The sequence below is a fragment of the Stenotrophomonas sp. STEN056 genome, assembly GCF_056759635.1.
Genome location: NZ_JBRRDL010000024.1, coordinates 46,785 through 60,111, shown reverse-complemented (window position 1 = coordinate 60,111; position 13,327 = coordinate 46,785). Strand labels below are relative to the sequence as shown.

At 66.4% G+C, this 13,327-nt stretch carries 15 protein-coding genes and 1 riboswitch; of the genes, 10 read left to right on the top strand and 5 right to left on the bottom strand.

The annotated features are described in order from the left end of the window. Window positions 1-257: 257 nt before the first annotated feature. A complete protein-coding gene (gene ribD / locus ACVOLO_RS13210; RefSeq protein WP_481570768.1) occupies window positions 258-1,346 on the top strand; it encodes a bifunctional diaminohydroxyphosphoribosylaminopyrimidine deaminase/5-amino-6-(5-phosphoribosylamino)uracil reductase RibD in 1,089 nt (362 codons plus the stop codon). Window positions 1,347-1,455: 109 nt separating this feature from the next. On the opposite strand, the gene ACVOLO_RS13205 is transcribed toward ribD, so the two are convergent. Then, entirely contained in the window at window positions 1,456-2,079 is a 624-nt protein-coding gene (locus ACVOLO_RS13205; RefSeq protein ID WP_481570767.1) for an outer membrane beta-barrel protein, read from the bottom strand. 163 nt (window positions 2,080-2,242) lie between these two features. Next, window positions 2,243-2,409, top strand: a riboswitch (FMN riboswitch). A 75-nt stretch (window positions 2,410-2,484) separates the two neighbouring features. On the opposite strand from ACVOLO_RS13205, the gene ACVOLO_RS13200 reads away from it, so the two are divergent. The 9 genes from ACVOLO_RS13200 (at window position 2,485) to ACVOLO_RS13160 (ending at window position 9,153) form a co-directional block, all read left to right on the top strand. Next, complete coding sequence (locus ACVOLO_RS13200; RefSeq protein WP_481570766.1) at window positions 2,485-3,087, top strand: riboflavin synthase; 603 nt, start codon at window positions 2,485-2,487, stop codon at window positions 3,085-3,087. Beyond that, window positions 3,084-4,184, top strand: a complete 1,101-nt coding sequence (gene ribB, locus ACVOLO_RS13195; RefSeq protein WP_481570765.1) for a 3,4-dihydroxy-2-butanone-4-phosphate synthase — start codon at window positions 3,084-3,086, stop codon at window positions 4,182-4,184. Before ACVOLO_RS13200 ends, ribB begins: the two co-directional genes overlap by 4 nt. Window positions 4,185-4,463: 279 nt before the next feature. After that, entirely contained in the window at window positions 4,464-4,931 is a 468-nt protein-coding gene (gene ribH, locus ACVOLO_RS13190) for a 6,7-dimethyl-8-ribityllumazine synthase (protein ID WP_431594926.1), read from the top strand. Then, complete coding sequence (nusB, locus tag ACVOLO_RS13185; protein WP_481570764.1) at window positions 4,928-5,407, top strand: transcription antitermination factor NusB; 480 nt, start codon at window positions 4,928-4,930, stop codon at window positions 5,405-5,407. Before ribH ends, nusB begins: the two co-directional genes overlap by 4 nt. 102 nt (window positions 5,408-5,509) lie before the next feature. Beyond that, the gene (thiL, locus tag ACVOLO_RS13180; RefSeq protein ID WP_481570771.1) at window positions 5,510-6,496 is read left to right on the top strand and encodes a thiamine-phosphate kinase; all 987 of its coding nucleotides are present in this window, start codon (window positions 5,510-5,512) and stop codon (window positions 6,494-6,496) included. A gap of 130 nt (window positions 6,497-6,626) precedes the next feature. Continuing rightward, on the top strand, window positions 6,627-7,067 hold the full coding sequence (locus ACVOLO_RS13175; protein WP_481570763.1) for a roadblock/LC7 domain-containing protein: 441 nt from the start codon (window positions 6,627-6,629) through the stop codon (window positions 7,065-7,067). Between the two features lie 158 nt (window positions 7,068-7,225). Continuing rightward, window positions 7,226-7,588, top strand: coding sequence for a roadblock/LC7 domain-containing protein (locus ACVOLO_RS13170; RefSeq protein ID WP_481570762.1), 363 nt, complete (start codon window positions 7,226-7,228; stop codon window positions 7,586-7,588). A gap of 77 nt (window positions 7,589-7,665) precedes the next feature. Then, window positions 7,666-8,604 carry a hypothetical protein gene (locus ACVOLO_RS13165; protein ID WP_481570761.1) on the top strand — a complete coding sequence of 313 codons (939 nt, stop codon included), beginning with the start codon at window positions 7,666-7,668 and terminating at the stop codon, window positions 8,602-8,604. 3 nt (window positions 8,605-8,607) lie between these two features. Further along, on the top strand, window positions 8,608-9,153 hold the full coding sequence (locus tag ACVOLO_RS13160; RefSeq protein ID WP_481570760.1) for a GTP-binding protein: 546 nt from the start codon (window positions 8,608-8,610) through the stop codon (window positions 9,151-9,153). 137 nt (window positions 9,154-9,290) lie between these two features. Here ACVOLO_RS13160 and ACVOLO_RS13155 read toward each other — a convergent pair whose 3' ends face one another. From ACVOLO_RS13155 to ACVOLO_RS13140, 4 genes are read right to left on the bottom strand one after another with little or no spacing between them, the layout of a single operon-like run. Beyond that, window positions 9,291-10,682: an FAD-binding oxidoreductase gene (locus tag ACVOLO_RS13155; RefSeq protein ID WP_481570759.1), complete on the bottom strand. Its 1,392-nt coding sequence runs from the start codon at window positions 10,680-10,682 to the stop codon at window positions 9,291-9,293. Continuing rightward, complete coding sequence (locus tag ACVOLO_RS13150) at window positions 10,679-11,221, bottom strand: metal-dependent hydrolase (RefSeq protein ID WP_481570758.1); 543 nt, start codon at window positions 11,219-11,221, stop codon at window positions 10,679-10,681. Before ACVOLO_RS13150 ends, ACVOLO_RS13155 begins: the two co-directional genes overlap by 4 nt. Beyond that, window positions 11,221-11,595: a YraN family protein gene (locus ACVOLO_RS13145; protein WP_481570757.1), complete on the bottom strand. Its 375-nt coding sequence runs from the start codon at window positions 11,593-11,595 to the stop codon at window positions 11,221-11,223. The genes ACVOLO_RS13150 and ACVOLO_RS13145 overlap by 1 nt, the downstream gene beginning before the upstream one ends. Next, window positions 11,585-13,309, bottom strand: coding sequence for a penicillin-binding protein activator (locus ACVOLO_RS13140; protein ID WP_481570756.1), 1,725 nt, complete (start codon window positions 13,307-13,309; stop codon window positions 11,585-11,587). The genes ACVOLO_RS13145 and ACVOLO_RS13140 overlap by 11 nt, the downstream gene beginning before the upstream one ends. Window positions 13,310-13,327 lie beyond the last annotated feature (18 nt).

The window sequence follows — 13,327 nt, the reverse complement described above, 5'->3', positions numbered from 1 at the left end:
GGGGGCCCCCCACGCGCCCCGCGGGGGGGCCTGCGGTGCGGTGGGGGGTTGGGCGCGCGGGGGCCGCCCCCAATCCCCTCCCCTGGCCGGGGCCGCCCCCCCCCCCCCGCTCCTACGAACGCCGTCATGCACATTTACGGATCCCCAATCCCGCCCATCAATGCAACAGCCATTGATTGGCTCTACTCTTCCCGGCAATAAACGCCGTGTGACGCGCCTGTTGCGACATTGCGCGATGCACCGTATCGGAGACCTTCATGCACGCTTTCACCGCCACCGACCACCTGCTGATGGCCCGCGCATTGCGCCTGGCCGAGCGTGCCGCGTGGACCACGCGGCCCAATCCGATGGTCGGTTGCGTCATTGCCCACGGTGACGAGGTGGTGGGCGAGGGCTGGCACCAACGCGCCGGTGGCCCGCATGCCGAAGTATTCGCCTTGCGCCAGGCCGGTGCGCGTGCACGCGGCGCTACCGCCTACGTCACTTTGGAGCCTTGCGCGCACTACGGGCGCACGCCGCCGTGTGCACTGGCCTTGATCGAAGCGGGCGTGGCGCGTGTGGTCGCGGCGATGGAAGATCCGTTCCCCGATGTTGATGGCGGAGGTTTCGCACTGCTGCGACAGGCCGGCATCGAGGTTGCGGTGGGGTTGATGGGCGACAGAGCGCGCGAACTCAATCAAGGCTTTCTGTCGCGGATCGAACGCGGCCGCCCATTCGTGCGCATCAAGCTGGCCGGCAGCCTGGACGGGCGCACCGCGATGGCCAACGGTGAATCCAAATGGATCACCGGCGAAGCGGCACGCGCCGACGTGCAGCAATGGCGCGCGCGGGCCGGCGCCATCCTGACCGGCGCGGCGACCGTGCTGGCCGACGATCCGCTGCTGACCGCACGGCCCGAAAACGGCGAATTCCTGCCGCCATTGCGGGTGGTGCTGGACGCGCAGTTGCGCACCTTGCACTGCGCCCGCGTGCGCGAAGGTGACGCGGCCACCTTGTATCTGCACGATCCGGCATTGACTGCGCCGGTGCTGGAAGGCGCCGAGTTCGCGGCATCGCCGCTGCGGGCCGACGGCCGCTTTGATCTGCGGGCGGTGATGGCCCTGCTGGCCGCGCGCGGCATCAATGACGTGCATGTGGAAGCCGGCCCCACACTGTGTGGCGCGCTGCTCAACGCGGGGTTGGCGGATGAGGTGCTGCTGTACATCGCACCGCTGCTGATGGGTGACAGCGCCAAGCCGCTGCTCGCCGGCCTGGGCATCGAAACCATGGCGCAGGCGGTTCGGCTGGACGTGAAGGATGCGCGGATGCTGGGCAAGGACCTGCGGCTGTCGTTGCGCCCTGCCTGATCCGAGCAAGCCGGCGGAGGTGGGCTTTGCACGCACTGGCGCGACGGCGGTGGCGCAACAAAAACGGGAGCCTTTCGGCTCCCGTCGTGTCCAATCCAGTGCGGCTGGATCAGAAGCTGGCGCGCACGCCGGCGGAGTACTGGGTGACGTCCTGCAGCATCTGCAGTTCGGCCACCAGGCCCCAGGTCTTGTTGAACTTCACCTGGCCGCCCAGCACGCCGACGAACTCGCTGTCGATGTCGCTGCCGTCGATCACGCCGGCCTTCAGCCAGGCTTCGGTACGGGGCGAGGGCTTGCCACGGACGCCCAGCGTGGCGCGGCCGGCGGTGGTGTGGTCCTTGATCGTTTCGCCGGTATAGCCCGGCGTGCCGGAGATCTTTGCTTCGACGTTCAGGCGCAGCACGGCGATATCGGCAGTGAAATCCACGCGGTCGGTCATGTTCATGTGGTAACCGATGCCCAGCTCCGGCTGGCCCACTTCGTACTTCACGCGGGTGCCATAGACACGCTGGCTCTTGGAGGCCTGCGAGTAGCCGCCGAACACGTTGACCTGCTCGGCAATGGCGAACGAGCCGCGCACATAGCCGCCGTTGGCGTGGGGGTCGTTCAGGAAATCGTCGTCAACGCGGACCTGGGTCAGGCCACCTTCGACGTAGGTGTAGCTCAGCTCGTCAGCGGACACAGCAAACGGGGTGGCTGCCAGCAGAGCAGCCAGAATCAGGGTCTTGCGCATGGGATTCCTTTGTTCAGAAAGTGATGTCCATTTCGGCCAGCCCTTTGCGGGCTGGTTCCGCGACCTCATGTCGCGGCGGGGTGATTCTAACGAAAAATTCACATTAAGCCAGCCATTCACCGGCACTGGTACAATCGCTGCGCCGGTTCGCCGGCAATCACACAAACGTCTTCAGGGCGGGGTGCAATTCCCCACCGGCGGTAGGCAGGGAATCCCCGATGGGGCCCTTGCGAGCCCGCGAGCGCTTTGCCTGGTTGTGCCAGTCAAAGGTCAGCAGATCCGGTCAGATGCCGGAGCCGACGGTCATAGTCCGGATGAAAGAAGACGGTGTTTCGGGCCCTTTGCGGGGTCCGTGCGCCTGTTTGCCTTGCGGCGTTTTTCGCTCACCAACTGCGGAGAACGTTAGTGTTCACTGGAATCATCGAAGGCGTCGGCCGTCTGGCCGCACGCGAACCCATCGGCGGCGACGTCCGCTTCACCTTCCATGTCGGGAATCTGCCGTTCGACAACGTGCAGATGGGCGAGAGCATCGCCATCAACGGCGTCTGCCTGACCGTCATTGCATTCGACGGCAGCAGCTTCAAGGCCGATGCCTCAACCGAAACCCTGGCCTTGACCACGCTGGGCGCGCTGGCCGAAGGCGCGGTCATCAACCTTGAGCGCGCCATGCGCCCGACCGACCGTCTTGGCGGCCACCTGGTCAGCGGCCATGTCGATGGCCTGGGCAAGGTGCTGTCCATCCACGAGGATGCGCGCGCGCTGCGCTGGCGTTTTGCCGCGCCCAAGGCGCTGCTCAAGTACATCGCCAAGAAGGGCTCGATCTGCGTGGATGGCGTCAGCCTCACCGTCAACGAAGCCGACGACGAAGGCTTTGAAGTGGCGCTGATTCCGCACACCGTCGCCAACACCGCGTTTTCGGCCACGGCCGTGGGCAGCGCGGTGAATCTGGAAATCGATCTGGTCGCCCGCTATGTCGAGCGCCTGCTGGGCCAAGGAGCCGCACAATGAATTTCGCCCCCGTTCCCGAACTGCTGGAAGAGATCCGCGCCGGTCGCATGGTCGTTATCGTCGATGACGAAGACCGGGAGAATGAAGGCGACCTGATCATGGCCGCCGAGCTGGTCAAACCGTCGGACATCAACTTCATGGTCACCCACGGCCGTGGCCTGGTGTGCTTGCCGCTGACCCGCACCCGCGCCGCTGACCTGGGCCTGGCACCGATGGTGCAGGCCAATACCGCGCAGTTCCAGACCAACTTCACCGTCAGCATCGAAGCGGCCGAAGGCGTCACCACCGGCATCTCCGCGCACGACCGTGCGCACACCATCCGTACCGCGGTGAAGCCCAATGCCAAGCCGTCGGACCTGCACCAGCCGGGCCACATCTTCCCGCTGATCGCCCAGCCGGGCGGCGTGCTGACCCGCGCCGGCCACACCGAAGCGGGCGTGGATTTGGCCATGTTGGCCGGGCTGGAACCGGCCGGTGTGCTGGTGGAAATCCTCAACCCCGACGGCAGCATGGCGCGCCGCCCGGAGCTGGAAGTGTTCGCCCGCGAGCATGGCTTGAAGATGGGCTCGATCGCCGACCTGATCGCCTACCGCCTGGCCACCGAGCACACCGTCGAGCGTGTGGACGCGCGTGAGATCGACACCGAATTCGGTCCGTTCAAGCTCGTCACCTACCGCGACCGCATCGCCAACGACCTGCATTTTGCGCTGATCCGCGGCACCCCGGACAAGGACACGCCGACCCTGGTGCGCGTGCAGGTGGAGAACCCGCTGGCCGACCTGCTGCATTGGCGGCGCGATGATTTCGGCGTGGCCAATACCGACGCGCTGCGCGCCATCGACGCGGCCGGTGCCGGCGTGATGGTGGTGTTGTCGGCACCGCGCGACAGCAATGCGCTGTTGGCGCGGTTGCTGCAGCAGCCGGCGCCGGTTGTCCCGGGCAAGGACAAGGACGTGGGCCAGTGGCGCCGTAACGGTGCCGGCGCGCAGATCCTGGCCGATCTGGGCCTGGGCAAGCTGCGCGTGCTGGGTACGCCGCGCCGGCAGATCGGCCTGGCCGGTTATGGCCTGGAGATTGTCGAGACCATTCCGGCCTGAGGTCTGAGTCTGGCGGGGCATGAGGCGGCAAGCGCCGAGGTACCCCTCCCCAAGCCTCCCCTTCGCTTTGCGAAAGGGGGGGGGCAGATTGCAGCCCGCATGATCCACGGCAGCCGCCGCGCTTGCTTTCCCCCTCCCTTTCGCAGAGCGAAGGGGAGGGCCGGGGAGGGGTGCTTTTCGCCTTTTACCCTCAATCGCCGCGCCCCACTCACATCTCGGTCCGCACCCCCGCTGCCCGCGCACGTTAAACTTACCCACCCTCAGGATCCCCACACCCTCATGAGCCACTACGAAGGCGACCTCCGCCCGGCCGGTCCGGCCCGTTTTGCCATCATCGCCAGCCGCTGGAACGCCCGCATCACCGATGTGCTGGTGGCCGGTGCACGCCAGAGCCTGGCCGGCAACGGCATCGGCGAGGACGCCATCGACGTGGTGCGCGTGCCCGGTGCCTGGGAAATCCCCCTGGTGGCCACCCGTCTGGCCGCCGCCGGTCAGCATGCGGCCATCATCACCCTGGGCTGCGTAATCCGTGGCGACACCCGCCATTACGAACACGTGGCCGACCGCTGCGCCGAAGGCCTGATGCGCGCCCAGCTGGATTTTGGCGTGCCGGTACTCAACGGTGTACTGGCGGTGGAACGGGTGGAAGATGCCGAGGCCCGCGCAGGCGGCAGCCACGGCAACAAGGGTGAAGAGGCCGCGCTGGCGGCCCTGGAAATGGTCAATCTTCTGGAGCAGCTGCCATGAACAACAAGAACAACGGCAAGCCCGCCGGAAAGCCGGTCCGTCGCGATGGCGTGGACCCGGTGCTGCGCTCGCGCGCGCGCCGCCGTGCCCTGCAGGCGATCTACGCCTGGCAGATTTCCGGCGGCAACGCCGAATCGCTGTTGGCCCAGTTCGCCCACGAACAGGCGCATGAAGTGGCTGACCTGGCCTATTTTGAAAGCCTGCTGCGTGGCGTGCTCGACAACCGGCGCGACCTGGACGAGGCGCTGGCGCCGTTCGTGGACCGCGGTGTGGAAGAGGTGGATGCCATCGAGCGCGCGGTACTGCGCGTGGCGGCCTACGAGCTGCGCTACCGCCAGGACGTGCCGTACCGCGTGGTGATCAACGAAGCCATCGAAACCGCCAAGCGCTTCGGTTCCGAACACGGCCACACCTACGTCAACGGTGTGCTCGACCGCGCTGCGGTGGAATGGCGCAAGGTTGAATCGGGCCACTGAGCCCACGCGGACGGCGGTTCCCGCCTGCTGTATTCCATTGCTGCGCCGGGGCCGGCATCGTCGGCTCCGGCGTTGTTGTTTCAGGGAGGCCTGAGCATGAGCCTGGACGAGTTTGGTTTGATCGAGCGCATCCGCCGCCGCGCCGGCGCGCGGGACGATGTCGCGCTGGGCATTGGCGATGACGCGGCGCTGCTGCAGATGCCGCCTGGCCAACAGTTGGTGGTCACGGCCGATACGCTCAATGCCGGTGTGCACTTTCCGGCGGAAACACCGCCGGCAGATATCGGCTGGAAGGCGCTGGCGGTGAATCTCTCCGATCTCGCTGCGATGGGCGCCGTACCGGCCTGGTGCACCTTGTCGCTGTCGTTGCCGGAGGCGTCGCCCGGTTGGGTGGATGCATTCGCCGATGGCTTCTTCCAGTTGGCCGATCAGCACGGCATCACCTTGATTGGTGGCGACACCACGCGCGGCCCACTGTCGATCTCGATCACCGCGATGGGGCATGTGCCGGCCGGTGAAGCATTGCGCCGCGATGGTGCACACGTTGGCGACGATGTGTGGGTGACCGGCGTGCCGGGCGAAGCCGGTGTGGCATTGGCGCTGTGGCAACAGCAGCGCTTGGACGTAGCGGTTGCTTCCACGGATGCAGCGCTGGAATACCTGCGTGGGCGCCTGGCGCGGCCGACGCCGCGGTCGGCTGCAGGCCTGGCATTGCGCGGCTTGGCCACGGCGGCGATTGATGTTTCCGATGGTCTGCTCGCCGATCTGGGACACATCTGCGAACGCAGCCAGGTGGCAGCCGAGGTGCTGGAAAGCGCGTTGCCAGGCTCGTCGATGGCCGAGCAGGCGGGGGAGGCCGGATTGTTCGGCACATTGCGTGCAAGCGCGGGCGACGACTACGAGTTGTGCTTCACCGCGCCGGCATCGCTGCGCACACAGGTGTCTGAAAGCATGGCCTGTGTAGCAGTTCGGGCCACACGTATTGGCTATATTCGGGCCGGGAATGGGGTTCGGCTGGTCAATGGGGAGGGCACGGTGTTGGCGACATCGCGGTTGGGCTTCGACCACTTTTCTGCAGCGGGTCAATAAGAAAACCCCACCGCGCGGGCGTGTGGATGTCATTCACATGGCATCCACCTATTCATCTTTATTATCCAACCGTGATATGCGTCGCGTTTTTTGATGCGAGGGTTCGCATCCGTGACGGCAAGCAGGGGGCTTGGTGGTGGAAACGGCAACGCTGGAAAAGGTCAGGGCGAAGATCGAAGACGCAGGCACGCACGCAGTGCCTGTTGATAACCAGGCACTGGAAGCGGCACTGGATGCCGTTCTTTCCCGCAATTCGGGCATTTCAATGTTGCTGGTATCGACCGGCGACGGCCGTGCCGTGGCCCATCGTTCCCATGTCGCTCTTGATCCGCGCCGCCTCTCGGCAATGAGCAACTCCTTCCTCACCCTGGGTGAAACGCTGTCGCGCGAACTCGGCCTGAGCACGGCCGATTACGTGACGATGTCCACCTCGCAGGGGAGCATGGTGCTGGTGCGCGTGACCGCTGGACGGCCCTACACACTGGCGGCTCTGGGGCATGCTGATACCTCGCTTGCGATCCTGTTGTACGCAGCCCGTGATGCGGCAGCCCGCATCGGAGCATTGCTGTAATTCTTGCCGTAGGGCAGCCGTGCTACAGGTTGGCCGGCTGTCTGGCGATATGCCCGCGTCGAGGGGAGCAGGTTCGACACACACGCGTCCACACCATTCCGTATCACGGAGTGGCGGCGCACATTTGAAAGACAACATCAGAGTGCACGGAGAAAGAGATGGCTGGAAACGTCAAGCTGGACAAACTCAATGAAATCGCCGGCTTCGTCGGTGCCGCGTTGGTGGACAGCGACAGCGGCATGGCCCTGGGCATGCTGGGCGGTGGCCCGATCAACCTTGAAGTCGCTGCTGCAGGCAATACCGATGTCGTGCGTGCCAAGCGCCGCGTCGCTGCATCGCTGGGCCTGTCCGACAACATCGAGGACATCCTGATCACCCTGTCCAAGCAGTACCACCTGGTGCGTCCGCTGGAGAGCAACCAGGATCTGTTCCTGTATGTGGTGCTGGACCGCTCCCGTGCCAACCTGGCGCTTGCCCGCCACGAGCTGAAGTCCTTCGAACAGACGCTCGACTTCAAGTGATCTGTTGACGCATCGCTGCCCGCCGCGCGGGCAGCGATGTCCGCGATGCATCCTCACGCCGCTGCCCGATCAAAAAGATGAGTGCATCCGCACGCAATATCTCCGCCGCCGTGATTGGGTGCCATGGTCTGGATGTGCTGCACATGATGCGGCTCAAGGTTGCCAGCTCATTGCTGATGGCCGAATACATACAGGCCGAAGTGCACGCATGGGACCGGCAGAAAGTGGACCTGCTGGTTGTTTCCGCCGATGACGCCGAAGGCCAGCTGATCGTGCACGAGGCCCGGCACAGCGGCGTGCCGGTATTGGCAGTGAGCCGGCGCACACTGGCTGCCTTGTCAGTCCCCGGCGTTGCCTACGGCGCAAGCGTCCGCGACATTTTCCAGCAACTCCGCCAACTGCTGTTGCAGCAGGCGCCGGAGGATGCCGAGCGTGTTCATCCGCGTACCCTGTTCGGCAGCCTTGAGCAGAACAAGGGAGTTGCCTGTGTGCTGCACATGGGCCTGTTCAAACTGCAGGTCAATGCCGAGCGCACCCAGGTGGCGCTGCTGCGTGACCTGCCTTACGAAAATTTCCTGAAAGCGGCCTGCGAATCGAGCTGGACGTTGTCGGTGGATGCCGGCGACGCGTTGAACGATGCGGTCGCACATCATGTTTTCGAGGATTTCTGCTGGCAGACGGCGGCGCTGGCCGCCGAGCCGTTGTTGCCGGTGGAGATGGAGCAGCCCTGGCGGCTGCGCGCCTGGCCGGAAGTGGAAGCCGGGCGCTTGCCGGTAAGCTGGCTGCTGCCGATGGCGGCATTGATGCAACGGCCGTGGTCATGCACGGAACTGGCTAATGCCTGCGGTACGTCACCGGCCGAGATTGCCCGTATCATGGCGGCCGCAGCCTGCACCGGCCTGCTGGACAGCAACAGCGTTCAAGCGGCATCACGCGTGGAAGGCAGCAAGGTGTCCGGTTTCTTCACGCGCATTGCCAAGCGATTCGGGCTGACATTCAAAGGGCTTCAGGTCTGACATATGGCAACCAAGCTGGTTTTCGTCGGTGAAATGGGGGCGGGAAAAACGACCGCCATCCGGTCCATCTCGGACATGGAGCCGATCAGTACCGAAATGCCGATCAGCGATGAAGATGCGCTGCAGGCATCGCAGGAAAAATCGCACACCACCGTGGCGCTGGATTACAGCTCCATCGAGCTGGGGGATGGCGAGCTGTTGCACGTCTACGGCGTGCCGGGCCAGGCCTATCTGGATTTCATGTGGCCCATCGTGGCGGAAGGGGCAATCGGCGTGGTCGTACTTGTGAGCGCACTCAACCCGCGCGCGCTGCCAAGTACGCTGACGCTGCTCGAACGCTTCCGCAGCCTGGTGCCCGATGCCTGCTTCGCGGTCGGTGTCACCTGCCAGGACCGCGTACCTTCGTTCGCGTTCGCCGCGCTGCGTGACGGGCTGGCCGCCGCCGGCCACCGGCTGCCGGTGATGTGGGTGGACGCGCGCGAGGCCATGCAGGTGGATTTCCTGGTCAAGGCGTTGCTGTCCTGCCGCTATGCGGAAACGCTGGGCTGATCGACGGTTGGCACGCGCGCCGCACAAGGCGCTGCGCAGTCTGCAAACCAATCCCGCGCCGTTTGCCGTGCCAGCCGATCCACATTGAATACAGCGCGTGGACGGGCCGGGGTTTCATCCCGACTCTTCGTGTTGTTTCACTGCTGCGCCGAGGTTGGCGGCAACACCTTGCCCGGATTGAGGATGCCGTCCGGGTCCAGCGTTTTCTTGATTGCGCGCATCGTGTCCAGCGTGGCGGCGGAAAATGCCTGCGCCATGAAATCACGTTTGGCGATGCCAATGCCGTGCTCGCCGGACAGCGTGCCGCCCAGCCCCAGCGCCAGCGCGAACACCTTCGGCAATGCCGCATGCGCGCGTGCGTTCTCGTCGGCGTCATCCGGGTGATAAAGAATGTTGACGTGCAGGTTGCCGTTGCCGGCATGGCCAAAGGTGACGATCGGCAACCGCGCTTCGGCTGACAGTTGCTGCACGCCTTCCACCAGTGCCGGGATGCGCGACACCGGCACCACCACGTCTTCGTTGATCTTGCCCGGCGCGATGCTCTTCAACGCGGGCGACAACGCGCGGCGCGCTGCCCACAGTTTGTCGCGTGCGCTGCCGTCGGTGGCGACATCCAGTTCCAGCATGCCGTCGCCTTCGGCGGCCTGCGCCAGGGCGTTGAGCAGATAGGGCAGGGTGTCGTCGTCGCCGTCGGCTTCGATCAACAACATGGCGCCGGCCTCCGGCACCTGCGCGCCATTGCGGCGTAGCAGTTCCAGGCTGCGGGCATCCATGAATTCGAGCATGGTCGGTGTGACCGGCTGCGCCATCACCCGCGACACGGCCGCAGCCGCGGCCGCGGCATCGCGGTACAGCACGCGCAGGCCGGCCTGCACACGCGGGCGCGGCGCCAGTTTGAGCGTGGCTTCGACAATGAGCGCAAGTGTGCCTTCGCTGCCGACGATCAGGTGGGTGAGGTCGAAGCCGGTGGCGTCCTTGGTGTAGGCACCGCCGCATTGAATCAGTTCGCCGCTGCCGGTGACGGCAACCAGGCCCAGCACGTTGTCACGGCTGGTGCCGTATTTCACGGCACGCGGACCACCGGCATTGCAGGCCAGGTTGCCGCCGATGCTGCAGATGTCGGCGCTGGACGGATCCGGCGGCCAGAACAGGCCATGCGGCATCAAGGCCTGCTGCAGGTCGCCATTGAGCACGCCCGGCTCGACCACTGCACAGCGGTCGCCGGCACGGATATCGACGATGCGGTTCATGCGCGCGAACGACAACACCACGCCGCCGGCGGTAGGCACGGCCGCGCCGGTGGTGCCGGTGCCGGCGCCGCGGCCGACCAGCGGCACGCCATGCTCGCGGCAGGCACGGACGATGGCCTGCACCTGTTCGCGGGTGCTGGGCATTGCCACGGCTTGTGGCAGGGCGTGGCGCCAGGAGTTGTCCTGCGCGTGTGCTTCCAGCGTGCCGGCGTCGGTGCGCCAGCCATCGCCCAGCAACTGCGACAAGGTGTGGATGAAGGTTTCGGGCAGGGCAGTCATGGGCATCGGGAATCCACCGGCGCGCGCTGTTGGATGGCCTTCCAGCCCAGCACGCAGAGGAACAGCGGCAGCCACACCCAGCGCAGTTCCGAGAGAACGGTCTGCAGGCCGCGCGCGCTGAAGAAATTATTGGCAAACGGTGACACGCGGATCGGCCGCCACGGTGCGAACAAGCGGGTGTCACTCCACGGCCACCACAAGGCAACGCCGAGACCGCCGGAGGTAAAGGCATCCAGCAAGGGATGCGAGAGCGCGCAGATGAATACAAAGGCGGCGGCCTGCAGGCGCGTTGCGCGCAAGGGGCGCGCCAACAGCAAGGCCAGCAGTGCGATGAGTGTGGCGAACAACAGGGAATGACTGGCGCCGCGGTGGCCGAAGGCATCGGCATAGGGAACATGCAGCGCGAAGGCCAGCACATCGGCGTCAGGCAGCATCGCGGCGATCACACCGGCGCCAAGCAGTCGCGGCGAGATGCGGCCGCGCTCGCTGGCGCACCACAGCGCAAGCGGGACCGCAGCATGGGTGAAGATACTGGGCATCAGCAGTCGTCGGCGCGGAAGGCGTCGGCTATCCAGTGCAGGCGTGGCGGGTTGCCGCTGGCTTCGACCACGTCGAAGCGGCATGGCATGTTGGCCAGCCGCGCATTGCCGGCCAGGTACAACTGCGCGGCAAGTACCAGCTTGCGGCGCTTGCCGGCATCCACCGAGGCCGCACCGCCGCCAAAAGCGGCAGAGCGCCGATAGCGCACTTCGACGAACACGAGCGTGTCGGTGGCGGGGTCGCGCATTACCAGGTCCAGCTCACCGCCGCGAAAACGCACATTGGCGTCCAGGCAGCACAGGCCGGCGGCTTCCAAGTGCGCGCGGGCGGCGTTTTCTACCGCCGCGCCGCGCTGCGATGGATCAGCGGCCATCACCGATCGGGGTCGGGCGGCCGCCGCTGAAGGTGGACCATGCCGGTGTGCGCAGCACATTGCCGAAGCCGTCCAGGTGCAAGGTGCCGGTGGCGCCCTGCAGGCCGCTGCCGGTCGTGTTGGCCAGCTTTTCCAGATAGGCGGTGATCTTCCAGGCGTCGTAGCCGAAAGCGAACAGGCGCGCAGCACCGCCGCGCGCGGTGGGCAGGGTGGTGGCAAGCGTGCCGGCCGAAGGCAGGCCGGCAACGCCGCGCGTGGTCCACGCCTCGCTGGGGAACACCATGCCATCCAGCGGCAGGTCTTCCTCGGCCTTGCCGACGCCGGACATCAGCTGGGAGGTGCCCACCCGGCTGACCGCGGACAGGCCGGCCAGCGCCAGCTGCGGTGCCAGCATGCGTGCCTGGTTGCCCTTGACCGCCAGGAACACGGCATCAACGCCTTGCGCCTGCTGCAGCTGCGGGCCGATGTCGGTGAGGGTTTCGCCGACGTTGATGCTGGCGGCCACCTTGCCGCCGCGTTCGGCGAAACGCTCCTTGAATGCGGCGCTGGCACGACGGCCGGCATCGTCGTTGCTTGCGATCACCAGCACATTGCCGCGCTCGCGGCCGAGCAGGTATTCGGCGGCCATGATGCCGTCATCCTCCGGCGCCAGCGAGAAACCGGCGCTGCCCGCGGGCGGGCTGTCCTTGCCACGGTTCAACGCCAGCAACGGCACCTGCAGTTCGCGGCGGAACAAGGCGTCCACCTCGTCACGGCCCAGCGGCCCGACGATGAAATCAGCGCCAGCCGCCACCGCCCGGTCGTAGGCGGCGTTGGCGCCGGCGGCGGTGCCATGGGTATCGATGAAATCAACCTGCGGGCGGCGGCGGTTTTCAGCGTAATAGCCGGCTAGCAGGCCATCGCGTACCGGCGCGGCGGCGGTGGCCATGGTGCCGCTCAGAGGCAGCAGTACGGCCATCTTCACCGGCGGGCGGTAGCCATCGGGATCGGCCGGCGGGCGCTTGCCGGTGTCCAGTTGCCAGGCTTCGCCGCGCTCGAACGGACGCGGCAGCGGCAGGCCGCGGGCGATCAGCGCGCGCCCGGCGTGGTTGTACAGCGGGTCGCCGGCCGGCAGTGCGGCCGTGCGGCTGCTGAGGGTGGCGTCGTCCAGGCCGGCAAGCAGGCGGGTGATGCTGCGCTGGTTGTCGTTGCGTGCGGTGCCGCTGAGCAGGGCGCCGGCACGGGCACGTTCGGCAGCCGCATTGAAGGCATCGCCGGTGCTTTCAAGCGCCTGTGCGCGGGCCAGGTGCCAACGCGCCTGCAGCGGCGCCGGCAACGGCTCGCCCGCGCTGGCCAGCGCCTGCAGGGCGGCGGTCGGCTGTTGGTCCGCCAGCGCCTGCTCGGCCAGCATCAGGTTGAAGCGTTGCCGTGTGGCGCCACTGAGCTGGCGTACCTGCACCTGCGGGATCAACATGCGGGCACGGGCGTTGTCGCCAGCCTCGTGCCAGGCAAAGGCCGCGTCGGCCAGCAGCAGTGACTTGGCAGCGCCGCGTGCCAGCGCGGCTTCGGCTTCCAGCTGTTGTGCCGCTTCACGCGGTTTGCCCTGCTCAAGCAGCGCGATGGCGGCCTGCTGGGTGGGCGAGGTGGTGGGCGCGACGCTGGTGGTGGCGCAGCCCACGAACAGCAGCATCGACAATGACAGGGCGGATATCCGGGCGGCGGCAGGCTTGTTCATTTGAGATCCGTTCGACAG